General features: G+C 54.5%; 23 protein-coding genes. 13 read left to right on the top strand and 10 right to left on the bottom strand.

What is annotated here, in order from left to right:
* The first annotated feature begins 6 nt into the window (after positions 1-6).
* The 4 genes from COO92_RS01885 (at position 7) to COO92_RS01870 (ending at position 3,294) form a co-directional block, all read left to right on the top strand.
* Positions 7-408 (top strand): RidA family protein, encoded by a 402-nt coding sequence (locus COO92_RS01885; protein WP_101299413.1) that lies wholly within the window; start codon positions 7-9, stop codon positions 406-408.
* Positions 409-619: 211 nt separating this feature from the next.
* Positions 620-1,315: a nitroreductase family protein gene (locus COO92_RS01880; RefSeq protein ID WP_022731231.1), complete on the top strand. Its 696-nt coding sequence runs from the start codon at positions 620-622 to the stop codon at positions 1,313-1,315.
* Between the two features lie 102 nt (positions 1,316-1,417).
* Positions 1,418-2,350 (top strand): 50S ribosomal protein L11 methyltransferase, encoded by a 933-nt coding sequence (locus COO92_RS01875; RefSeq protein ID WP_101299412.1) that lies wholly within the window; start codon positions 1,418-1,420, stop codon positions 2,348-2,350.
* 50 nt (positions 2,351-2,400) lie between these two features.
* Positions 2,401-3,294, top strand: a complete 894-nt coding sequence (locus tag COO92_RS01870) for a phage tail protein (RefSeq protein ID WP_101299410.1) — start codon at positions 2,401-2,403, stop codon at positions 3,292-3,294.
* Between the two features lie 226 nt (positions 3,295-3,520).
* Here the strand turns inward: COO92_RS01870 and COO92_RS01865 are convergent, their stop codons facing one another.
* The 3 genes from COO92_RS01865 to COO92_RS01855 all read right to left on the bottom strand — a co-directional run bounded on the left by COO92_RS01865 (position 3,521) and on the right by COO92_RS01855 (position 6,351).
* Positions 3,521-4,855: an ATP-binding protein gene (locus COO92_RS01865; protein WP_240626283.1), complete on the bottom strand. Its 1,335-nt coding sequence runs from the start codon at positions 4,853-4,855 to the stop codon at positions 3,521-3,523.
* Between the two features lie 52 nt (positions 4,856-4,907).
* Positions 4,908-5,633: a response regulator gene (locus tag COO92_RS01860; protein WP_101299408.1), complete on the bottom strand. Its 726-nt coding sequence runs from the start codon at positions 5,631-5,633 to the stop codon at positions 4,908-4,910.
* A 193-nt stretch (positions 5,634-5,826) separates the two neighbouring features.
* Positions 5,827-6,351, bottom strand: a complete 525-nt coding sequence (locus COO92_RS01855; protein WP_101299406.1) for a MarR family winged helix-turn-helix transcriptional regulator — start codon at positions 6,349-6,351, stop codon at positions 5,827-5,829.
* 113 nt (positions 6,352-6,464) lie between these two features.
* Between COO92_RS01855 and COO92_RS01850 the strand changes: the two genes are divergently transcribed.
* Together COO92_RS01850 and COO92_RS01845 are read left to right on the top strand one after the other, a co-directional pair.
* Entirely contained in the window at positions 6,465-7,361 is an 897-nt protein-coding gene (locus COO92_RS01850) for a branched-chain amino acid aminotransferase (protein ID WP_101299404.1), read from the top strand.
* Positions 7,362-7,535: 174 nt separating this feature from the next.
* Complete coding sequence (locus COO92_RS01845; protein WP_101299402.1) at positions 7,536-8,186, top strand: glutathione S-transferase family protein; 651 nt, start codon at positions 7,536-7,538, stop codon at positions 8,184-8,186.
* Between the two features lie 950 nt (positions 8,187-9,136).
* On the opposite strand, the gene COO92_RS01840 is transcribed toward COO92_RS01845, so the two are convergent.
* The gene (locus COO92_RS01840) at positions 9,137-10,786 is read right to left on the bottom strand and encodes a BCCT family transporter (RefSeq protein ID WP_101299400.1); all 1,650 of its coding nucleotides are present in this window, start codon (positions 10,784-10,786) and stop codon (positions 9,137-9,139) included.
* Positions 10,787-10,992: 206 nt separating this feature from the next.
* Complete coding sequence (betC, locus tag COO92_RS01835; protein WP_101300002.1) at positions 10,993-12,519, bottom strand: choline-sulfatase; 1,527 nt, start codon at positions 12,517-12,519, stop codon at positions 10,993-10,995.
* A 177-nt stretch (positions 12,520-12,696) separates the two neighbouring features.
* Here betC and COO92_RS01830 point away from each other — a divergent pair, with 177 nt between their 5' ends.
* Positions 12,697-13,584, top strand: coding sequence for a choline sulfate utilization transcriptional regulator (locus tag COO92_RS01830; protein WP_101299398.1), 888 nt, complete (start codon positions 12,697-12,699; stop codon positions 13,582-13,584).
* Positions 13,585-13,590: 6 nt separating this feature from the next.
* Here the strand turns inward: COO92_RS01830 and COO92_RS01825 are convergent, their stop codons facing one another.
* Positions 13,591-14,415 carry an oxidoreductase gene (locus COO92_RS01825; protein ID WP_240626282.1) on the bottom strand — a complete coding sequence of 275 codons (825 nt, stop codon included), beginning with the start codon at positions 14,413-14,415 and terminating at the stop codon, positions 13,591-13,593.
* A 116-nt stretch (positions 14,416-14,531) separates the two neighbouring features.
* Between COO92_RS01825 and COO92_RS01820 the strand changes: the two genes are divergently transcribed.
* Both COO92_RS01820 and COO92_RS01815 read left to right on the top strand, forming a co-directional pair.
* Positions 14,532-15,449 (top strand): AraC family transcriptional regulator, encoded by a 918-nt coding sequence (locus tag COO92_RS01820; protein WP_101299395.1) that lies wholly within the window; start codon positions 14,532-14,534, stop codon positions 15,447-15,449.
* 132 nt (positions 15,450-15,581) lie between these two features.
* Complete coding sequence (locus COO92_RS01815; protein ID WP_101299393.1) at positions 15,582-16,508, top strand: hypothetical protein; 927 nt, start codon at positions 15,582-15,584, stop codon at positions 16,506-16,508.
* 66 nt (positions 16,509-16,574) lie between these two features.
* Here COO92_RS01815 and COO92_RS01810 read toward each other — a convergent pair whose 3' ends face one another.
* On the bottom strand, positions 16,575-17,189 hold the full coding sequence (locus tag COO92_RS01810; RefSeq protein WP_101299391.1) for an FMN-dependent NADH-azoreductase: 615 nt from the start codon (positions 17,187-17,189) through the stop codon (positions 16,575-16,577).
* 148 nt (positions 17,190-17,337) lie between these two features.
* On the opposite strand from COO92_RS01810, the gene COO92_RS01805 reads away from it, so the two are divergent.
* Positions 17,338-18,243 carry a LysR family transcriptional regulator gene (locus COO92_RS01805; RefSeq protein WP_101299389.1) on the top strand — a complete coding sequence of 302 codons (906 nt, stop codon included), beginning with the start codon at positions 17,338-17,340 and terminating at the stop codon, positions 18,241-18,243.
* 35 nt (positions 18,244-18,278) lie between these two features.
* Here COO92_RS01805 and hemF read toward each other — a convergent pair whose 3' ends face one another.
* Positions 18,279-19,169, bottom strand: a complete 891-nt coding sequence (gene hemF, locus COO92_RS01800) for an oxygen-dependent coproporphyrinogen oxidase (RefSeq protein ID WP_101300000.1) — start codon at positions 19,167-19,169, stop codon at positions 18,279-18,281.
* 53 nt (positions 19,170-19,222) lie between these two features.
* Entirely contained in the window at positions 19,223-19,708 is a 486-nt protein-coding gene (locus COO92_RS01795; RefSeq protein ID WP_101299388.1) for a tRNA (cytidine(34)-2'-O)-methyltransferase, read from the bottom strand.
* Between the two features lie 605 nt (positions 19,709-20,313).
* Between COO92_RS01795 and petA the strand changes: the two genes are divergently transcribed.
* The 3 genes from petA to COO92_RS01780 are packed head-to-tail and all read left to right on the top strand — an operon-like array spanning position 20,314 to position 22,915.
* Entirely contained in the window at positions 20,314-20,865 is a 552-nt protein-coding gene (gene petA, locus COO92_RS01790; protein ID WP_101299386.1) for a ubiquinol-cytochrome c reductase iron-sulfur subunit, read from the top strand.
* A gap of 9 nt (positions 20,866-20,874) precedes the next feature.
* The gene (locus COO92_RS01785) at positions 20,875-22,146 is read left to right on the top strand and encodes a cytochrome b (protein ID WP_206186348.1); all 1,272 of its coding nucleotides are present in this window, start codon (positions 20,875-20,877) and stop codon (positions 22,144-22,146) included.
* On the top strand, positions 22,139-22,915 hold the full coding sequence (locus COO92_RS01780) for a cytochrome c1 (protein WP_101299383.1): 777 nt from the start codon (positions 22,139-22,141) through the stop codon (positions 22,913-22,915). Before COO92_RS01785 ends, COO92_RS01780 begins: the two co-directional genes overlap by 8 nt.
* A gap of 100 nt (positions 22,916-23,015) precedes the next feature.
* Here COO92_RS01780 and COO92_RS01775 read toward each other — a convergent pair whose 3' ends face one another.
* Positions 23,016-23,858, bottom strand: a complete 843-nt coding sequence (locus COO92_RS01775; protein WP_101299381.1) for a substrate-binding periplasmic protein — start codon at positions 23,856-23,858, stop codon at positions 23,016-23,018.
* Between the last annotated feature and the right edge of the window lie 36 nt (positions 23,859-23,894).

The following is a 23,894-nucleotide window of genomic DNA, read 5'->3' as shown; positions in this document are numbered from 1 at the left end:
GACAACATGCCCCTTACCAACAAACCCGTTTTCCCCGCAAACCGTCATGATCTTTATGAACAGCATGGCTATTCCGCAGCCATACAGTCTGGCGACCTGCTCTTCGTTTCTGGCCAGGTTGGCAGCCGCGAAGACGGCTCTCCCGAACCCGATTTTCGCAAGCAAGTCACCCTTGCATTTGACAATCTCAAGGCCGTGCTCAAGGCCGCAGACTGCACAATCGATGACATCGTTGACGTCACAACGTTCCATACAGATCCAGAACATCAGTTCGAAACAGTTATGGACGTGAAAAGCACTGTCTTTGATCAGGCGCCCTATCCGAACTGGACGGCGATTGGTGTCAACTGGCTGGCCGGGTTCGATTTCGAAATCAAAGTGATCGCCCGCATTCCTGCCAAGGCTTGATTTATCCCATAAACGCCCTGCTGCATTTTTGCTGTGGCAGGGCGCTTTGGGACCTCACAAGATGCTTGGCCGATATTTGGCCACCAGTCCGACCTCTCACCCAAACATGCTGGCTTTGCCACAAAATTCTACTTTTGACACTTGCTCTAGGGCACATCTCCCCGTACGATTGTCTGACAATTTAATAAAACAACAATTTCAGGGAAGTGCCATGACTGCCACCAAGGGCCTGACAACGGACTTCGTTCCGATCCCCCTGCCAGATTATCAGGAATATGATGTGGCGCAGATGCGCGCGCGGGCTCAGGGTTTCTATGACGACATTAAAACCCGCCACACCGTGCGCGACTTTTCTGACCGGCCTGTGCCGCGCGACATTATTGAAACCTGCATCCGTGCGGCAGGAACCGCGCCAAATGGCGCCAATCATCAGCCATGGCATTTTTCGGTCATTGGCGACCCGGCGATGAAAAAGCAGATCCGCGATGCGGCTGAGGAAGAAGAACGCGCCTTTTACGCGGGACGCGGCGGCGAAGAATGGCTCGACGCGCTTGGCCCGCTGGGCACGGATGACAGCAAACCGTTTCTTGAAATCGCACCCTGGCTGATCTGCATCTTTGGCGAACGCAAAAGCACCTCGGCCGACGGCAAGCTGCGCAAGAACTATTACGTCCCGGAATCGGTCTCCATCGCGACGGGCTTTCTGATTGCCGCCCTGCACCGTGCGGGCCTTGCAACCCTGACCCACACGCCAAGCCCGATGAGCTTCCTGACCGATATCTGTCAAAGGCCTGCCCACAACAAACCCTACATCCTTTTGGTCACGGGCTATCCCGCATCAGACGCCACCATTCCAACCCACGCGACCGAGAAAAAGCCGCTGTCAGAAATCGCGACATTCTTCTAACCGCACCTTCTTCCGCATATACCATTGAAATTTATTTTATTGGTTCATGATATAAAATAGCATTGTACAGGTAAGGCAGCAGATTATCCTCAAGAGGTAACGATGAATTTCGCAACACAGAGAAGCGCTATATCATTGCACGGTCATGCAAACGCATTCAGCAATATGCTTCAAGATAACCAGCGCATGCAGGCATATCGGATAGCGATTGAAAAACTCGTCACCCCTGATAGCGTTGTGGCCGATGTCGGAACCGGAATGGGAGTCCTCACACTTTTTGCCGCCCGTGCCGGGGCAAAGAAAGTCTATGCCATTGAACGTGTTCCTGAAGCAGCAGAGTTAGCACGTCAGAATATTGCTGCCAATGGGTACAGCGATACAATCGAAGTTGTAGTGGGTGATGCCGAGACCATTCGACTACCTGAGAAAGTTGATATCCTGGTTACGGAAACAATGGGAACAATCGGTGTTGACGAGCAAATCCAGAAGCTTGCAGGAACTTTTGCCCGCAACAACCTGAAGCTTGACGGCGTTGCCATCCCAAACACAGTGCACGCGATGATTGCCCCGTCTGATTTTAGCCACTTAACGCATGCATTGCAGTCTAGCCCAGTCATTGCAGACTTCGACTGGTCAGTTTTGAAAGCCCTTCCGGGTGATAACAATATGGCCTTCCGAATGCCGGAAACAAAGTTTGTTCCGCTTGGTCCGCCCGCTATATTGGATGAGGTCGCAGTCGGCATGACGGAAGTCCCGGCTGCGGATCCGCTCAAGATAGATCTGGTGATTGACCGACCCGGCATTCTAAGATCTTTTGTTATGTGGTTTGAGGCAAATATGGCACCCTCGTTGGATCCGGATTTGAAAATTGTTAATTATCCCGGCCGGACAAGGGCATCATGGTCCTGCGGTATTTTTACGCTCGGTGACCCGGCACCGGTTGAGGCCGGAGATACTCTGATTGTCGCCGTTGATACAGGCCGTCGGCAGCACAGCTTGAACTGGTCACTTCGCTGGATGAAAAAAACGTTTTGATCCAGAACGCAAAGGACCAACTTTGACCTTTCCATTTAAGGGAGTACATCATGGGACCTGATACCTATATCGCAAGCATGGCTTGCACAGCCTCAAATTTTGCCCCCGTGGGCACGATGTTATGCAAAGGTCAAATTGTCTCCATTAATGATTTTCCGGCTCTCTTTTCGCTTATTAGCAACATATACGGTGGGGATGGTCGCGCCACCTTCGGCTTGCCGGACATGCGTGGCAGAACGGCCGTCGGCGTTGGTCAGGGGACAGGATTGACCACTGTCTTTCTTGGACAGCCTCGCGGCGCAGAACTCGCCACAGTGCCAATACCACTGCACAACCATAAAGCATCAACAGAAGCAACCTCACAAACATTCCCAGTATACGGAGACATTCAAAATCCTGGTGGCAAAGTATTAAGTAATGCGAATCTGAATATTTCAAGTACCAGTTTTTCTGGTACTGCATCTGTAAGCGGTACCGTTCCTGTCACAGGAACAACTCCTGTGACTTTGAACGGATACCTAACCGTCAATAATAACGATGGCGCTTCACCTGTTCCGCAGATAAATGGATCCTTTGCTAAGGCAACCGCTGGCGGAACTCCTGTCAATATGTTTGACACTGCTCGTGCCCCCAACGATGTTCCTGGAGCATTTGTTTCGGTTTCCGGAGACATTCCTGCAACCGGAAAAACAGTTGATGGTAGTGGCTTTAGTGTCGACACCAGTGGCCTGTCAGTATCGGCGACCGGATATGCTGAAACAAATGGGCTTGATGTCGATATCCCTCCCTCGGATTTCGAGCTTGGTGTATTTATCCCTGCGAATACCTTTGAGGTTTCAGTTGGTGACACCGGTGAACCTGATGCACAAATTGGAATAATACCGCCACAACTTGGCGTTTATTGGTTGATTGCCGTGGATGGCCTATATCCACCGCGTCCTTGATACCCCGCAATCAGATCAGACCGGAGCCAATTCAGATTATTCATCATCTTTTCTGAGTATACGGCATTCACTGATGTTTGATCAGGACGAACAGACGCACGGTTCTTCCATAGCCCTCAAGTTATGAAACGGTTTGTAAATCAGGAATGGTGAAGATTCTCATTCCCCCCTTAGACTGAAACGCCCCCTAACCAATGGCAGGGGTTTTATAGCTTGCGACTACACCCTAGTGGCCCATGGGTAGTATCAGGCGCACCCGGAGGCCCCCCGTCGGCGCATCTTCAAGGAAAACTTCCCCACCATGCCCCCGCGCAGAGTCCCGTGCGATGGTCATGCCAAGCCCGACGCCGCCGGTGGCCTGATTGCGTGATTCCTCAAGCCGGAAAAACGGTTTGAAGACTTCTTCGCGCTTATCAGCCGGAATGCCCGGACCATCATCATCAAAGACAATTTCATAATCGGCCCCACGCCGACCGGCGCGCACCGACAGGTTGTTGGCATATCGCCCGGCATTGGACATGATGTTGGCAATACAGCGGCGCATCGATTGCGGACGGAGCTCCATATCAAGATTGTCTTCGATATGCAGATCAATCTGCTGACCATCGCGCAAGGCTTCGCCCACCTGATCGGTCAGAAGCTTGCCAATATCAGTCGGCTCGGCCTTTTCACCTTCTTCACCGCGCGCAAACGCCAGATAGGCATCGACCATGCGCTCCATATCAACCACATCCTGCTTGAGCGCATCGACACCCGGCGATGATTGCTGCATCGCCAGTTCAAGCTTCATGCGGGTCAAAGGTGTGCGAAGGTCATGCGACACCCCGGCCAAAAGCGCGGTGCGTTGCGACAAATGCCGCCCAATACGGTCGCGCATCGACAAGAAAGATGTTGCCGCCATGCGAACTTCGGACGCCCCTTCGGGTTTGAAGTCCTCGACATCGACACCCCGGCCAAACTGATCAGCAGCCTTTGCCAAACGGCGGATCGGGCGTACTTGATTGCGCATGAAGATCACCGCAACCCCGTACAGGATCAGGGCCGAACCGGCGATCCACATGAAGAAGATATAGGTGGTTGAATTATAAAGTCGCTTGCGCGGGGCGACGATCGACAGCACGCCCTCTTTCAGTTGAACCCGAATTTCAAGCCTGCGGTCATCCAGATCGAGATTGAAATAAAACGGACGCGCCAACCGCTCATCAAGGGCATTAAACAATTCCTCGGACACCAGACCAAACGGCGGTTCGGTGGTTTCCTCCTGCAAAATCTCGTCTGGCTCAAACACCAGATCGAGTTGCAAACGCCCGCGGGCTGAATGCTGAATCCATTGGTAATGTTCTTCGTCAGGGAACTGCCCCAGATAGTCAATGACATAGGCCACATCACCGGCAAGTCCACGGCTGAGCTGACGTGCAACTGTATCCCAGTGACGTTCAAAAAAGATCAGCACAGTGACAATCTGCAACAGCAACATCGGCGTCATCAGAATCAAAAGCGACCGGCCCAAAAGGCCTGTCGGCATCAATCGCTTGATCCATCCGTTCCGTTCACTACCCACGGTGCACTTCCCTGTTCATTTCGCCACACCTGATCATAATCATCGCTTCAGTTCAATCTGCATACAGCACATAGCCCCGACCACGCACTGTCTGCAAGTATCTTGGCTGTTTGGGGTCTTCTTCAAATTTTCGACGCAGGCGGGTTACCTGCACATCAATGCTGCGTGACGCCCCGGCATCGACGGGATTGCCGCCCATCAGGCCATGAAGTTCCTCGCGCGATGTGATTTGACCGCGCCGCGCCACCAATGCCGCCAACAGTGCCTGTTCGGACGTGGTCAGATAGATGTGCTCAGTGCCCGATTGCAATGTCATGCGCGCAGGATCAAACGAAAACGGCCCAAACCGCACGACATCATCGTCGCCATCCCCTTGATCAACATCCGGATCGGGCATTTGGGAAAACCGACGCAGGATGGCCTCGATCCGCAACACAAGTTCGCGGGGCTCAAACGGCTTGGCAAGGTAATCATCGGCCCCGGCTTCAAGTCCGGTAATACGGTCTTGCGTTTCCGAAAGTGCCGTTAACAGCAAGATCGGAACCGTTGAACCAGACTCACGTAAGCTTCGCGCCAGATCGACACCCTTTTCACCGGGCATCAAGACGTCCAGTACGATCAAGTCAAACTGAAGTCCGGCAAGGCTGGATCGGGCTTCTTGCGCATTCCGCGCCGCTGAGACGATAAAGCCGTTCTCCCCCAGATACCGGGTGAGAAGCCCTCGCAAGCGATCATCATCATCGACCACAAGAACATGTGGCTGATCTGCTATGCTCATCAAACTCCCCCAAACACCGAAATCATCCCTGACTTATGCCGATTAACTTGGGCCAAAAAGTGTTTCAAAAGCGTCAAGCTCGCCATCTCAACTTCATGACAATTCATGACAAAAGGGGCGAAATGCCCCTTTTTAAACATGTCCAGCGCAAGGTCCGCGCGAAACGTCCGTCGGCGTCAGGAGCCCGTTCAACTTACCCCGCGCGCCGGCGCAGGCCGTTCGGACCACTGGGGCCATCGTCCTCAAACCGTTTGCGATCATCTTCTTCAAGCATGCCCAGCAAAACCTTGCGAAACCCTTCAACCGATTCGGCCCCGGCTTCGCGGTAGGCGGCGGCAATCAGCGCGCGTTGCTTTTCCGTGATCTCACGCTCAAGCGCATCACCCTTGTCGGTCAGGGTTAGCAACCGCTGGCGGCGGTCCTGCAGGCCGGTCTTTTGATCGATGAAGCCTTCTCGCACCAACTGGCTGAGCACACGTGACAACGATTGCTTGGTGATGCGCAGGATCGACAACAGGTCACTTACCGTAATGCCGGGGTTTCGGCTTACGAAATAAATGACCCGATGATGGGCGCGCCCGAAATTATATTGCTCAAGCACCTGGTCTGCGACCGCGGTAAAATCACGGTAGGCATAGAACAGAAGTTCGATGCCTTGCCTAAGCTCTTCTTCCCGCAGGAAAAGCGGGTTGACCTTACGTGTAGAGATATCTGCCATGCTTTTCCGTTATGTCAGTTATATTGACATATTAATCTATGAATGTTACTTCGACCAGACAAATAAGGACATAAAGTTACGCCCAAGAGCGAAATTGAATTGGAATTTGGCAAATGACGACTCCGACCTTCGACAACCGTGACGGTTTTATCTGGTATAATGGTGCTCTTAAACCTTGGCGTGAAAGTACTTTGCACGTGCTGAGCCACGCTGTCCATTATGGTAGTGCGGTGTTTGAAGGTGAGCGGTCGTATAATGGCAAGGTTTTCAAGCTGGCAGAGCATGGCGAACGCCTGATCAAGTCCGGTGCAATCCTCGATATGAAGATCCCGTACAGCTCGGCTGAGCTTGATGATGCGGTGATTGAAACCCTTGCTGCCAACAACATCAATGAGGGCTATGTCCGCCGTATTGCGTGGCGTGGCAGTGAAATGATGGGTGTTTCCGCCCAGACAACCCACATCAATGTGGCGATTGCCTGCTGGGAATGGCCAAGCTATTTCGCACCCGAAGAACGCCTTAAGGGCATTCGTCTCGATCTGTCGAAATGGGCCCGTCCAGCCCCGAATACAGCACCAACAAATGCAAAGGCATCGGGCCTTTACATGATTTGCACCCTGTCGAAACACGAAGCCGAGCGCAAAGGATATGCCGATGCGCTGATGCTTGATTACCGGGGTCAGGTTGCCGAGGCAACTGGTGCTAACGTGTTCTTTATCAAAGATAATCAGATCCATACACCGACCCCTGATTGCTTCCTTGATGGCATCACGCGCCGCACGGTGATTGGCCTTGCCAAGGCGCGCGGGTATGAGGTGATTGAGCGCGCAATCATGCCAGAAGAAATGGCCGATTTTGATGAATGCTTCCTGACCGGAACGGCTGCCGAAGTGACGCCGGTTGCCGAAATCGGGCCGTATAAATTTACGCCCGCGACCGTCTGCAAAGCGATGATGGAAGATTACATGGCGCTGGTGCGCGGTGAGAAAACGGCGGTTGCTGCCGAATAATTTTTTTGAATAATCATCGTGATTATTCATTTTCAGTGAATAAACGCCCGGTTCTGATGGATCGGGCGTTTTTTATTGTACGTACATAATCGCCGTGCCGGGGATGGCCCAAGGTGATATCAAAGTGATATCAGGGCGGCAAAGACGACTAACGTGGCAGGCAGCGGCACATTCATGCATAAAAAGTCTGATGATTTAAAATCCGATCACACATTGCTGTATCAAACCCACTCGCCGTTCGCGCGCAAGGTGCTGGTGTTTGCGCTTGAGTGCGGGCTGGGCGACCGGATTGAGGTTGTGCATTTTGAGACCAGCCCGACCAACCGCAACGCGGCGATCTTTGCCGCCAACCCACTGGGCAAAGTGCCGGTCCTGATCCTGCCAGACGGCATGACGTTGTATGACTCGATGGTGATCTGTGACTACCTTGATCGCCTGCATCGGGGACGCAAACTGATCCCGCACAAAGCGCCAAAACGCTGGCATGCCTTACGTTTGCATGCCTTGGCGCAAGGAATGTGCGATGCCGGTGTGCTCTATCGCTGGGAAACCAACCGTCGCCCGCAAGAGCTTCGCTATCCGCCGCTGGCCGATGGGCAGAAGGCCAAATTGATCGAGACGTTTGACCATCTTGAAACAGCCCTTGATCCCAAAACCCCGGTCACAATCGGCCATATTGCGCTGGCCACCGGGCTTGACTGGATCGCGTTTCGCGAATTGATCGATTTCAAAACCGGCCGCCCGACCTTAAGCAAATGGTATGAGGATTTCTGCGCCCGGGATTCCATGGTTAAAACCCGGTTTTCGGGCCAAACCCATGACTGAAATGTGTCCCTTCATGCCATAAACAACCGAAATCCATCCCGTCCACAGACGGCCTTTGCATTCCTCATACAATATATTCTTGCGCGCGGCAGCGTATGGGCAGGCCTTGCCCCGTGTCGCGGAGGGCCATCAGCCAACCCGGACTGATTTTGGCAGCATTTCCCTATTCTCAGCCTAACCCCACGCGCCACACGCCCCCGTCACTTGATTGAGGCAGCATCCAGGGTCTGAACCCAATTGAATGTTTAAAATGGCATCAGAACAAGCAAGACATGCAAGGAAATCTCCACCGCGCGGGGCATTGCCCCGGGCAAGGGGATTAACGCAGCAGGTCGCAGAGTGTCCTGATGCCCTTCGGATCGGAGGAATTTGCACGGGCTATTGCGTCGCATCATCTCGCAAGGCAGCGAGCCTTGCTGCGGCAATGCTCCTGATATCCGCACAAATTCTTCGCGACCATTTCAACCATTCAATTGGGTCCAGACCCTAAGTGAGGCGTGATGCCGGGCGAGGCTTTGGAGCGGTGTGGAACGGTATGGAGCGGTATGGAGCGGTATGGAGCGGTGTGGAGCGGCGTGGAGTGATGGTGCCGGAAGAAGAAGGGGCGCGATGGTCTCGGATGGTGCGTGACGGGAGCCGGAGGGTACGCGATGGGGCCGGACGTGATGCGTAGTGGGGCCGAATGGTGCTGTGGTATCGCGTGGTGTCGTGTGGGGAGATGGGAGCGGCACGCACCGGCGTTCGACCCCGGCATGACGTGTCGGGACCAAAGTGGTGCGTTGGCGCGCGATTGTTCGGAGGAGGATGCCCCCGGGGGATGACCCGGACGATAGCCCTGACAATGGCCCCTGCCCTTGCAGGTCTGTGTCCTTGTTGGGAACACAAAAAACGGACGGTCCAGTTTGCACCAGACCGTCCGTTTACACGTATGTTGTTACGTGATTTTCAGGTTACTTGGGCGTTGCGCCGACCGAACCTTGCGGGGCTTCGGGGGTGGTGGGCAACTCCGTTTCGCCGACATAGGCGTCGGGCAGATTGTGGTCGGCATCATGTTCTGTCTCGAACCACTGTTTATAGCGGTACATGACAAGATGATCGCGTCCCAGGGCCCTGAGCAGCCCATACATCATCACAAGAATGACAAAGGCAAACGGGAAGCCCGCCACAACGGCCGCCGCCTGCAGGGCCGCTAGCCCGCCTGCGACAAGCAAGATGGCGGCGATCACCCCCTCGGTCAGGGCCCAGAACAGGCGTTGAACGCGCGGCGGGTTGGTGTGCCCGCCTGCGGTCAGCATGTCGATGACAAAGCTGCCACTGTCTGAGGAGGTCACAAACCAGACAACGATCATGACAATCACAACAGCGGTGACAAACTTGGTCATTGGCAGGAATTCCAGCAACTTGAAGATGGCGTTGCCGTAACCCTGCTTGGTGGCCTCGATCAATCCGGGATCACCCAGAAGTTCCATATGGATCGCAACCCCGCCAAAGGCGGTGAACCAGAAGAACAGAATGACGATCGGAATGAACAGAACACCAAGGGTAAATTCGCGGATCGTCCGCCCACGCGAAATGCGGGCGATAAAGATACCGACAAACGGTGACCACGAAACCCACCATGCCCAATAGAAGATGGTCCAGCCAACCTGCCAGTCGGTGCCGGAATAGGCTTCGCTCCAGAAGCTGAGCTTGACCAGATCACTGACGTAGTTGCCGACATTTTCAACAAAGCTGTCGAAGATATAGAGCGTCGGGCCGGTAATCACGATAAAGGCCAGCAACACAAAGCTGAGCTGAATGTTGAAATTACTGATCCGCTTGATCCCACTATCGAGCCCGGCCATCACCGAAATGGTGGCAAAGATCGTAATGATGCCGATCAGGATAATCTGAACAAACAGGGTATCGGGAATACCGAACAACCCATTGAGCCCGGAACTGATTTGCATCACACCAAGCCCCAGCGTAGTGACGATGCCAAACATGGTACCAAAGACCGCAAGAATATCGACCGCATGCCCCCACGGACCATAAATGCGTTCGCCGATCATCGGATAAAGCGCTGAGCGGATCGAAAGCGGCAGACCTTTGCGGTAATGGAAATAGGCCAGCGACAGCCCAACGATACAGTAGATCGCCCAGCCGTGAATGCCCCAGTGCAGGAACGAAATCGTCATTGCCTGCTCGGCCGCGGCAATGGTTTCTGCCTCGGCCATCGGGGGTGCAAAGAAATGATACAGGGGTTCGGCCACCGCCCAATAGAGCAGACCAATGCCGATCCCCGCACTAAACAGCATCGCCGTCCATGAAAACAGCCCGTATTCGGGGGCTTCGCTTTGCGCGCCAAGACGGACCCGCCCATAGGGGCCAATCGCCAGATAAAGACTGACCACCACCGCCAGATTGGCAACGATGATCAAAAACCAGCCGAAATAATCCGCAATCGCGGACTGGGCTGATGTGAAAACCAATGCTGCTGTGTCGGTGAAAAACGCACCGAACACGATGAACCCCAGAATCAACAAGGCCGAGATGGAAAACACCGGCTTGCAGACATGGGGGAAAGGCCCAAGCGGACCCACCTTCATTTTCTCTTTCATACTATGCTTGCCTCACTGTGCCGGGTATCCAACTTTTCGTTGTTTTTGCCTCCTGATCAGCACCGTTAAAACACGTCCCACGCAACGGTCCCGAAAAGGGAAGTGATCTGCACCCGAACCAGACCACCAGGCGGCTTATAATTTGAAAATTCGGTATTGAAGCTGCGCCGATCTGTCTGTCCCACAAGACTACCGGCGCAGCTTCTTTACTCCCCTCGCGGGAAGCGCTGTTTTTCTTCGACTTCGTTTAAGTCCATGTGATTGCGCATGTAGCGTTCAGACGCCTTTTGCAGCGGCTGATAATCCCATGGGAAATAGGAGCCATTGCGCAAAGACTCATAGACAATCCAGCGGCGTGCCTGACTTTCGCGCACACTCGCATCAAAACTGTCGATGTCCCAGCGGGCCGCCCGTTGAGCGCGGAACTGTTCGAGCTGTTCGGCACTGGCCGCATCAATGGCCGGATCAGTGGCAAGGTTTTTCAGCTCATGCGGGTCGGCCTCAAGATCAAACAACTGTTCAGGATCAAGCGGGCAATAGGTGTATTTCCATTTGCCTTCGCGGATGCAGACCAGCGGTGCATAAGACCCCTCGGCGGCATATTCCATCAGGACCGGCTCGGTGCGTTTGGTGCCCGAGAAGCCCGGAAGGAGGCTTGTGCCGTCCGTCCATGGCATGATTTCATCCATCGAAATACCGGCCAGATCGGCCACCGTCGGGGTGACATCAAGGGTCGAGACCGGATCGGTGTAGCAGCCCGGTGTGATGTTGGGCCCGGCCATCATCAGCGGCACGCGGGCCGAGCCTTCGAAGAAGCTCATTTTAAACCACAGGCCGCGTTCGCCCAGCATGTCGCCATGATCAGACAGGAACAGAATGATGGTGTTGTCGGCCTGCCCGGTGCGTTCAAGCACATCCATGATCTGACCGATTTTATCGTCGATATAGGACACATTGGCAAAATAGGCCTGACGGGAGCGACGGATATTTTCGCGCGTGATGTCAAAGGCGGTATGATCACTTGCCTGCAACAGACGTTTTGAATGCGGGTCCTGTTCGTCAAACGCGAACGCACCGATTTCAGGTTCAAGTTCCGGGCAGTCTTCGTAGAGGTCCCAGAATTTCTTGCGTGCGACGTAGGGATCGTGGGGATGGGTGAAGCTGACGGTCAGGCACCATGGGCGTTCATCGTGACCGCGCGACAGATCATAAAGTTTATGCGTGGCGTTGTAGGCGACCTCGTCGTCATATTCCATCTGGTTGGAGATTTCCCCCACCCCGGCCCCGGTCACCGAGCCGAGATTATGATACCACCAGTCAATGCGTTCACCCGGTTTGCGGTAATCGGGCGTCCAGCCAAAATCAGCCGGGTAAATATCGGTGGTCAGGCGTTCTTCAAACCCGTGCAACTGATCGGGCCCGACAAAATGCATCTTGCCCGACAGGCAGGTGTAATACCCCGCGCGGCGCAAGTGATGGGCATAGGTCGGGATGTCAGAGCAAAATTCAGCGGCATTGTCATAGACCCGTGTGCGACTGGGCAATTGCCCGGCCATAAAGGATGCGCGCCCCGGTGCGCAAAGCGGGGATGCCGTATAGCAATTTTTAAACCGTGCGGAGCGTTCGGCAAGTGCGCGCAGGTGCGGCGTATGGAGGAAATCAGCCGGACCATCGGGGAACAGGGTCCCGTTTAACTGGTCGGCCATCAGGATCAGGATATTCGGGGACTTCATGAAACGAATGCACTCCGGGACAGGGATGGAAAGCGCGCATTTTTCAAGCATTGCCGGGGGACCAAAATGAGCCTCATGCGGAATGCTCTTGACGTTGAATGCGGAACGATCATTAAATCCACAAATCATTGCGTGATGAAACCCGCTGATTTTTAATCACAAACATAAAGAATTTTTATGTCACAACGCCCGCTTGATATTGGATGGCTGCGCATTTTTGAGGCGGCCGGACGGCTGGGCAGCTTAACGCGCGCGGCCCATGAACTTGGCCTGACGCAGCCTGCTGTCACCTATCAGATCAAGCGGGTTGAGGAGCAGCTCGGCGTGTCATTGCTCCGCCGGTCGCAAGGCGGAAGCCGGCTGACCGACGCCGGGGAGATTTTGTTTCAGGCGGTGCAGTCGAGTGTGGAGAGCATTGATAAGGCCACCCATGATACGCGCCGCACGTCAAAGGTGCCCGCGGTGCGGATTTTCACCGATTTCGGATTTGCCGCATTCTGGTTGATGCCGCGTGTCACCGATTTCCGCCGCCTGCATCCCGAGGCGGAGGTCCATATCGTGGCGTCACAGGGACTTGAAGATGCGCTGGAACGCGACACGGATGCCGCGATGCTGTTTGGTGCGCGCGAAGATTTCCCCGACACCGCACGCCTTTTGATCCCCGAATGCGTGGTGCCGGTCTGCACACCGGGTTTTCTCGAACGGTTCGGCCCGTTCAACGATCCGGCAGATTTTGCCAGCGCACCGTTGCTGCATCTTGAAACAACCGGTAAATCGCGCTGGCTGACATGGGCAACGTGGCTTGCGGCCTTTGGGGTGACACGCCCCCGCGCCCAAGGTGATTTGGGCCTGAATACATATGGATTTATCATTCAGGCCGCGCTGGCCGAACAGGGGTTGGCACTGGGCTGGCGCGGGTTGGTCGATCATCATCTTGATCTGGGCAGCCTTGTCGCCGTCGGGCCAGAGGTCACGCGCAAGGATCGCGGATACTGGCTGGTGCCCAGCCCGACGGCGAGCAGCACAACGAGCACCTTGCTGGACTGGTTGATTAATGAGACGTGATCCGGTCTAGCCGTCTGTCGAAACCGTCAGGTGTTTCCATTTTTCAATGTCACCCTGCATGCGGTTGAGTTTATCGGACACCAACTGATAGGCATCGCTGCCCAGCAGCAGTTGTGCAGGCGGGTTTTGATCGCTGATCAGCGTTAGAACCGCATCGGCCAGCTTTGCCGGGTCGCCAAGTTGTTTGCCGCTTTTTTCCAAACGCGCCTGACGGATTGGTTCAAATACTGCGTCATAGTCCGAAATGGATCGATCCGTTCTGACCATGGAGCGCCCGGCCCAGTCGGTGCGGAACGAGCCCGGACAAACGGCGGTGACATGGACACCAAACGGGGCCATCTCGGCGCGCATCACCTCGGAAATTCCCTGAAGGGCGAATTTACTGCCACAGTAATAGGCAATGCCGGGCATGGTGATCAGGCCGCCCATCGAGGTGATATTGACAATAAAGCCCGCACGTCTTTGCCGAAAGCGCGGCAAGAAGGCCTTGGCAACCGCCGTTGCGCCAAAAACATTGACCTCAAACTGGCGGCGCAATTCATCAAGCGGCGATTCTTCGAGCACCCCTTCGTGGCCATAACCGGCATTGTTGATCAGAACGTCAATCGGGCCAAAGTCATCTTCGGCCTGCGCGATGACATTTGGGATATTGTCAAAATCGGTGACGTCCAAGCGGACCGGCTGCACCGCAGGCAATTTCGCGCGCACATGCGACAGGGCCGCATCTGATCGAACGGTGCCGATCACAGAATGCCCTTGTGCGACGGCGGCCTTGGCAATCGCAAAGCCGAAACCGGAATTCGCCCCGGTGATGAAAAATCGTTTTGTCATGATATGTGATCCATTCGTTGTCTTGATTAAGCAGCGAACTGTCAGATATTATGAAAACCATCGTGTATCCACGCCCATTTAGCTGAGCTATTTGCCCAATCCTATGAAACAGATATATGTCCGATAGAGCATCAGACAGTCTTGCCGTTCTTGCGGCACGGCTTGCGCCCAAGGAAGGCTATAATTTCCTGCCGCTTAAGGGGCTGCGCGTTCTTAGAAGTGAAAGCGTCCTTCACAACGTGCCGGTTCTGTATCAGCCGGGCGTGGTGTTTGTGTGCCAAGGCAGCAAACGCGGTGTGCTGGATGGCAATATTTACGTTTATGACGAGGAGCATTATCTGGCGGTTTCGGTGCCGGTCCCGTTTCGCATGCAATCAGATGCCAGCCCCGAACATCCGTTACTTGCCATCTATCTGGATTTTGACATGCGGCTGATTGCCGAACTTGTTGCGACAATTGAAGGATATGCCCCAACCGACACACAGTCCGAACCCGCCAGCCTGATTTCCACCCAAACAGGACCGGAGATCAGCGCCGTTTTGCACAGGTTGCTCCGGGCTTTGCAAAGCCCGGTTGAGACGGCGATACTGGGGGATGGATTAATGCGGGAATTGTATTTTCGCATTCTGACCGGCCCGCAGGGTGCCAAGATGATTGCCGCCCTTGAGCAACGCGGGACGGCCGGACGAATCCTGCGCAGCCTTGGGTATCTGCGTGAGAATTTCACAAAGCCGCTTTCGATACCGGAACTGGCCCAGCATGCGGGCATGAGCGTGCCATCCTATCACGCGCACTTTCGCCGACTGCTGGGCAGCAGCCCCATCCAATACATAAAATCAATGCGCCTTCATGAAGCGCGCATTTTACTGGCCCATCATGGGCAGACGGTTACGGAAGTTGCCGCATCTGTTGGCTATGTCAGTGCGTCGCAATTCAGCCGCGAGTTCAAGCGACACTTTGGCCGCACCGCGTCTGAAGAAACGATCTGGATGCGCCACCATCTGGGTGAGTTGCCGCCGGATGCCAGACCTTAACCCTTGGTCAGGTGACTTTGTGCGCAAGGAACAAACAGCGTTTTCGGTGACGTGCGACCTTCAGGATGGTTTTTCGGACTGACTTGAGATAAGTAATAATTATACACATAGATAATGTGATTGAGGAACGCCATGCGGATCCGCCTGCTTTTGACAACTGTCGCCGCGTTGATCGTTTTCTATGATAGCGGTGTCAAAGGTGCCAAAAGCCAGACTTTGACAGATGATCAGGTCATCCTCATGCCGGTCAGTACGGTTGACATCGTCGATATCAATAACTGCATCGCAAGCCAGTCGGAAGATTGTCGCAAATGTGCGACGCGCGGCATCTCCAATCTATCGCTTATGAATTACACCCTGTTGCGTGAGGCCCTGCATGCGGGCGGTCTCAAGACCGAAGTTCGCCCGGTGGAGTCCCCCAATTCAGAGCGCAGCCGCAAAATGGTTGCGTCCGGTGCCGCCCATGTCAAAACCGACTGGACATTCAATATTGCGGAGAATGAAGATGTGCTTGAGACGGCACCAGTTATCCGTTCGGGCGAAATAGAAAAGGGCCTTTATGCCAACAGCAACCTGGTGAATTTCTTTGCCGAGAAATCGCTTGAGGGTGTCCATGAGTTGCGCGCGGTCGGTATTCGCACCTGGCGCCTGGACTGGCAGGTTCTTGAAAGCCTGAACCCGGCCAGCCTGACGAGTGCCGCAACCAAAAGCCAACTTTTTTCACTGATTGATGCGGGGCGTGCCGACTTCACGCTGCTGGAGTTTTCATCTTCGGAAAATATGGGCCGCGAAATCGACGGTATTCGGTTGTTTCCGATTGCCGGTGTCAAAGTCGCCCTGCCCGAGAGCCAGCATTTCATGGTGTCGAGAAAACTCAAGAATGCGAATGCTGTGGTCCAAGCGCTTAATCGCGGCATCAAAACGTTGCGTCAAAACGGCTTCATCCGTCAATGTCTGGTCAATAGTGGCATGATAAACCCCGACGTTGATGAATGGCGCACCTTGCCCGGCCCGGTGATCGAACAGTCAGCCAAAGAACGCGCCTCTCCGTCGAACTAACGCCTGCGTACACCTTACGACCAGATGTCGCGTTACAGACAGTTGGTTTTGGCGGCGCCGCAGGTATCATGCGGCCGCAGCCTTGAGTTTCGCGGCGTGGGTGGCAACGAAATCCTCCATCGAGATTTCACCCATATCCACATTCTTTGCGACTTCGCCATGGATGACGGTCACATCGGTAATCCCGATAACACCGAGCAGCATTTTCATGTATTGCGGGGCAATATTGCGATCGGCAATCGGCGAACCTTCGCCGTAGGCACCACCAGATGCGACAATCAGGGATGCTTTCACCCCGGTGACAAGGCCCGTACCATCGAACCCAAGCGTAATGCCCTTGCGCACGATGTGATCGACCCAGGCTTTGAGGTTGGACGGGATGTTGTAATTATAAACCGGTGTCGAAATTACGATTTCATCTGCTGCCAACAGCTCTGCGACCAGCGCATCAGACAGCTTTAGCGTTGCTTTCATTTCCGGCGTCTGAGATGCGGGCGGGGTGAAGTATGCCGCAAGCCACGGCATGGAGATGTGCGGAATAGACGTTTCGACCAGATCGCGCACCGTGACCTCGCCTTTGGGATGTGCGGTTTTCCAGTTGGCAATAAAGTTTTGCATCATGGTGCGAGAAACGGACGAAGCCCCCCGCGGGCTGGCTTCGATGACAAGAAGTTGCGGCATTGGATTTTCCTGTAGTAATGGGGTTCAGACCCTCGACACCCCGTTCGCACAGCGGCGGCGGCATCTGGTTGATGGCAAGATAGGTCGCCCCAAACTTCATGAAAAGTGATATAAAAACGATAATATCCATCTGTTTTGGTGATACATCATGATTGGAAATCTTAGCCTTGATCAATTACGGGTCCTGATCTGCATTGCAGATACGGGCAGTTTTTCGGCCGCCGGTCGGAAATTAAGCCGGGCGCAATCGGCCATCAGTCAATCGGTCGCAACGCTTGAAGATATGCAGGGCGTGATTCTTTTTGACCGCAGTAGTCATCGTCCGGCATTAACCGAGGTCGGACGCGTTCTGGTGGCAGAAGCAAGGGCCGTTCTGGCAAGTGCTGCCCGTTTCGAAGCGGTTGCGGCAGGGACACGCGCCGGACTTGAGCCGGAGCTTGGACTGGCGATTGATCCGCTGGTGCCATCCGCCCCCCTGATCGACAGCCTGCGTGCGTTGCACGGGCGTCACCCAAATTTGCCGATCAGTTTCTCGACCGAGGGTCTCGGCGGGGCGTTACGCCGATTGCGCAGCGGCGATGTTTCCCTTGCGATATGCCTGTTGCTGCCATCTGTCCCGGAAGATGTCATTGCGACATCGTTATTCAAAACCAGGCTGATCCCGGTTGTCGCAACGCACCATCCGCTTGCGATGCTGGGGCGGTCGATCACACGCGGCGATCTTGAGCCGCATATTCAACTGGTTCTGTCTGATCCGGTGGATCGCGATGGGGTAAGCTATGGCATCACCGGGGCGGCACCGTGGCGCTTTGTCGATCTGGGACGGCGTATGGATTTTTTGCTGGCGGGATTTGGCTGGTGCCGTATGCCCGAACATCTTGTGTTCGAGGCGCTTGCCACACAAAAGCTTGTGCAGCTTGATCTGGCAGACGGAGTGTCAGACCCCGAAGAGATGCTGACAATTTATGCCGCACATTTGTCAGGAAAGCCCCCCGGACCCGCGGGGCAATGGCTGCTTGAAGATATAAAACAGCGGCTTTTGTCGCAGGGATAAGAGGTTTTGCACCGCAATTATCCTGCGACGCTATCCTATGGCCAGTTGGCCTCAGGCGGGAGGGACATCAGGATGGCTTCGGTGTTGCCGCCGGTCATCAGGCCAAAGCGTGTGCCGCGATCATGGAGCAGGTTGAACTCGACATAGCGGCCACGTTTGATCAGCTGGGCACGGCGGTCGTCATCGGTCCAGGGCTTGTTGTAATGGCGTTTGACCAGTTCGGGGTAAATGTCGCGGAATGCCATACCGACGTCCTTGGTAAAGGCGAAATCCGCATCCCAGTCGGCATCAAGATAATCATAGAAAATCCCGCCGACCCCGCGCGCCTCATTACGGTGGGGCAGCCAGAAATATTCATCGCACCATTTTTTAAAGCGGTCGTAATAGTCATCCCCATGCGCATCACAAGCGGCCTTGAACGCGCCATGGAAATCGCCCGTGTCGGTGTCATCTGGGAAGACCGGGGTTAAGTCGGCGCCGCCGCCAAACCATGCCTTGGTCGTGACGATGTGGCGGGTGTTCATGTGGACCGCCGGGACATGTGGGGAGCATGGATGCGCGACCAGCGAAATGCCCGCCGCCCAGAAATTGGGGTTTTCGGCCGCACCGGGGATTTCGGCGCGGAATTTTTCGGAAAATTCGCCGTGCACGGTCGAGATATTGACCCCGACCTTTTCAAACACGCGGCCCTTCATCACCGACATTTCGCCCCCACCTTCATTGGCACCCTCATTTTCGCCGCGTTCCCAGACGGTGCGGTCAAAACGACCCGCGGGGCGGTCGGACAATGGGCCGGTGTAGCTGTCTTCAAGCGCCTCAAACGCGGCACAGATATCGTCGCGCAACTGACGGAACCAGTTTTGGGCGGTTTGTTTGCGCTGAGCAATCAGGGCGGCATCGACCTTGTGATCCGCACTGGCTTTCATCGCCTTTTTCGCAGCCGTCTTTGCGTCGGTCTTTGCGTCCGTCATGGGGTTACTCATTCCGTTACTTGTACGTTTCCCGTGGGGAAACTGTTTGTCTGTCTGAGCGCCTCGCCCAGTGTCATCGCCGTTGCCATGGCCACATTGAGCGACCGCATTTCGGGCTGCATCGGGATCACCACGCGCGCATCGACATAGTCATGCACCTGATCCGGCACCCCTTTGCTTTCAGAGCCCAGCATCAGGATATCATCGGCGCGAAATTCGAAATCACAATAGGGCTCCGCCCCCTTGGTGGTCAAAAGAACCAGTCGCCCCGGCACCGATCCGTCCTGCCGTGCGGCGACAAATCCCCGCCAGTCGGCGTGGCGTATATAATCGGCCTTATCGATATAATCCATCCCGGCCCGTTTGAGGGCAGCCGATGTCAGCAAAAAGCCGCAGGGCTCGATAATATCGACCGGCAGGCCAAAGCACGCGGCCATGCGCAGGATGGTGCCGGTGTTTTGCGGAATATCGGGTTCAAACAGACAGATTCTCATGGGCGTTCTATGGCGGTCCCTGTAAACCAACGACGGCGTCGCGCGCGTCAGCTTGTTGCGATGTTCGGAACTGTTTTATCCACACCGGGCCGTCCTTGGCCAACTTAAATCGACAATTTTCCGATTTTATTTATCCAAAATCTGTACGGTGTTGTTGCGGTTCGAACCGCCTTCTTAGCCCCTTTGCAAAATCGGCGTGCCGCGTCGTTTTGATGATGTGTCCAGAATCGCCGCGATGCGAAGAGCCGATGGACCTTCAAAGTTATAAAATTACCGACAGAAACCCCTATTAGACTTATTTGGAATAAGAAAAGGTAAGACCGCATCCTCTTGGTTGAAAAGGGCGGATAATCGCGCAAATGCGCTAGGTTTTACGTATTTGTGCAGTGCGAAACCAGATGATCTTATCGAATGCAAACAATTTGCAACTCCAAGTTCTCCTTAACAAACCTGTTTTTTGTTAGTATACGGACCCGGAAACAGGCCTAAAGGCTTTTGGCGGCTGGATTGTTTGATTTTCATCAAGGGAAATTAACCATCCATGCCCTAAGTCTGGCTTTGGGCATTCCGCATGCCTGTTTTGGGGGCAGAAAGAGGAAGACATTATGTCGCAATCGGTGCATTCATCCGGCGAGCATCAGCCGGACGAGAACCGCAGGGATTTCCTGACCTTGGCGACCACCGCAGTCGGCGTTGTTGGCGCTGGTTGTGCGTTGTTGCCATTCGTGGACAGCATGAATCCGTCCAAGGACGTTCTCGCGCTGGCTTCTGTAGAAGTGAACATCTCGAACATTCCGGTCGGTCAGGCCGTTAAAGTAATGTGGCGAGGCAAGCCTGTCTTTATCCGCCATCGTACAGAACGTGAAATCAATGAGGCCCAAGAGGTCGCATTGAACGAACTTGTCGATCCGCAAAGTGATGACGCGCGTGTCGAAAAGAAAGAGTGGCTGATTGTTGTTGGCGTCTGTACCCACCTTGGGTGCATCCCGATGGGCACAGCCACCGGTGAGACACGCGGCGATTTCGATGGCTGGTACTGCCCATGCCACGGGTCGCACTATGATACGTCTGGTCGTATCCGCAAGGGCCCGGCACCGGCGAACCTTGTCGTGCCGGAATACGAGTTCCTCACCGACACTTCGGTCAAGATCGGATAAGGAGCAGATATAATGAGTGCACCCGTCTGGAATAACGCAGTGGTTAAATGGGTCGATGACCGTCTTCCGGTCTTCTCCATGCTACACCACTCTGCTTATGAATATCCGACACCGAAAAACCTGTCCTATATGTGGAACTTCGGTTCTTTGGCCGGTTTTGTTCTGGTGACGATGATCCTGTCAGGCATTTTCCTGGCAATGAATTACACCCCGCATGCCGATATGGCGTTCTGGTCGGTTGAGCGCATCATGCGTGATGTCAACTATGGCTGGCTGATCCGTTATATCCATGTGAATGGCGCATCGATGTTCTTCATCTGCGTGTACATTCATATTTTCCGCGGACTTTATTACGGGTCGTACAAAGCCCCGCGTGAAATGCTGTGGTGGATTGGTATCCTGATTCTGCTGGCCATGATGGCAACAGCCTTTATGGGCTACGTCCTGCCGTGGGGCCAGATGTCCTTCTGGGGTGCGACGGTTATTACCAACCTGTTTTCTGCCTTCCCGATTATCGGCGATCCGCTGGTGACCTGGCTTTGGGGTGGTTTTGCAGTTGATAACCCGACGCTGAACCGGTTCTTCTCGCTGCATTATCTGATGCCGTTTGTCATTCTGGGCCTTGTTGTCCTGCATGTCTGGGCATTGCATACGGTGCGGTCAAACAACCCGACCGGGGTTGAGATCAAATCCCCGCAGGATGCGATTGCCTTCCACCCGTATTACACGATCAAAGATCTGTTCGGGATGGGTGTGTTTTTGATCTTCTTCCTGTTCTTCGTGTTCTTTGCACCGGACTTCTTTGGCGAGCCTGATAACTATATCCCGGCGAACCCGCTGGTGACACCGCCGCATATTGTGCCGGAATGGTACTTCCTGCCGTTCTATGCGATCCTGCGGTCCATCGATTTCACCGTGTTTGGTGTTCCGGCGAAACTGCTTGGTGTTCTGGCGATGTTTGCCTCGATCATCATCCTGTTTGTTATTCCGTGGCTTGATACCTCCAAGGTGCGCAGCTCGAAATATCGTCCGGTGTACAAGTGGTTCTTCCTGGTGCTGTTCATTGACTGCTTTGTCCTTGGATATTGCGGCAAGAAGGCACCTGATGACTACTTCATGGGCATCGAGGGGCTTAAGGTCATTACCGTTGGCCAGCTGGCAACACTTTACTACTTCGCGCATTTCCTTGTGGTGATGCCGTTGGTTGGCAAACTGGAACGGCCCAAACCGCTTCCGGCCAGCATCAGCCAATCTGTTCTCAAGGAGGGAGCCAATGCGTAAATTCGCACTTACCGCAATCGCAGCTGCCTTCGCGCTTACAGCCTTTAACGGCGGTGCTGCCAAGGCATCGGGCGATGCCCCGGTTCCGGCGGCACAGGACTGGAGCTGGCACGGGTTGTTTGGCACCTATGATCGTGCCCAGCTTCAACGTGGTTTCCAGATCTATAAAAACGTCTGTTCTGGCTGTCATAGCCTTCGTTTCATTGCGTTCCGCAATCTGGAAGGCATTGGCTTTAACGAAGACCAGATCAAGGCGATTGCCGCGGAATATGATATTGAAGACGGCCCGAACGAAGAAGGTGACATGTTCACCCGTCCGGGCATTGCGTCGGATTATTTCCCATCACCGTTTGCCAACGACAAGGCTGCTGCTGCGTCGAACGGCGGGGCCATTCCGCCCGATCTGTCTTTGATGGCGAAAGCCCGTATGCATGGGCCTGATTACATCACCGCCCTTATGACCGGCTATGAGGAAGAGGCCCCTGAGGGCTTCGACCTTGCAGACGGCAAGCATTACAACCACTACTTCCCGGGTCATCAGATTTCCATGGCACCGCCGCTTTATGACGAAGCGGTCGAGTACACCGATGGAACACCGATGACCTTGGAACAGCACGCACATGATGTTGCGGCGTTCCTGAACTGGACGGCACAGCCGGAACTTGAAGCCCGTAAAGCACTGGGCATCAAGGTTCTGTTGTTCCTGATCGTTCTGACCGCGATGCTCTATGCGGTGAAACGTAAAATCTGGCGCGATATCGAACATTAAGTTCGTATCTCTCAGACTGAAAAACGAAGCAGGCCACCGAATTTCGGTGGCCTGTTTTTTTTGGATGTTATTGCCGTCAGGTAAAACGTCGAACCGTGGCTTAATACGCGAAATATTCGACAACCAGCTGATCGATTTCGCCAGTGTCGCGCATTTGGCGCAGGACATCATCAAGATCATTGGCAAACTGATCGCGGTATGGCCAGTAACCAGCCGGGTCGTAGCCAAAGGCGACATAGCCAAATTCCTGACCGATGATGGCGGTTTCATCAATGTTGCGCGACTGTTCCTTATCCACGGCCAGTTCGCGCAGGCCCGCCAGGATGGCCATGCGTTCATTGACATAGCAATCCACCCGTCCAGCCATCAAAAAGCGCAGGTTGCTTTCGGTGGTGTTGGCTTCTTCAAGGGTGATCTCGCCCGCCGCCACCATGTCAAAGAAGTCCTCACCCGCCAGCCGGTACCCGGCATTGTTGGCAAAGCGCGCGCCCGTGAAATCGTCCGGGAAGACCCGCAAGTCATGGCTTAGCACGTAGTCCTTGCTGCAAATCGCCACCACGGTTTCGCTCAGGATCGGGACGGAATAGCGTTCGACCCAGTTTCGGTCATCGCGCAAATACGGGGGAAAGAACGCCATGATCTGCCCCGACTGCAAAAGATCCATGCCGCGTTTAAACGGCACATTTTCAAACCGAAGATCATATTGCGGCATCTTGTCCACAGCCGCCTGCAAGATGCGGACGTAAATGCCCGCAGGCGCGCCATCAGCATCGAGGAAGGCATAGGGTTTATTGTTGTCTTCGCCGTGCAAGACAACGGGAATGACATCCTGCGCAGCCGCGATGGACGGTACTGAGACGGACTGAACCAACACCCATGAGGCCAAGGCTGCGGCGGTGACGGTAGCTTTGGCGGGATGCTTCCGGATGCGGTTGGGCTTCATGCTCGGTAATTCTTGTGAGAGATCATACACATTATG

The sequence above is a fragment of the Thalassospira lohafexi genome (assembly GCF_002844275.1).
In the GTDB taxonomy this organism is placed as follows: domain Bacteria; phylum Pseudomonadota; class Alphaproteobacteria; order Rhodospirillales; family Thalassospiraceae; genus Thalassospira; species Thalassospira lohafexi.
The sequence above is the reverse complement of the archived record's forward strand: the minus strand, read 5'-3'. Positions and strand labels throughout refer to the sequence as shown.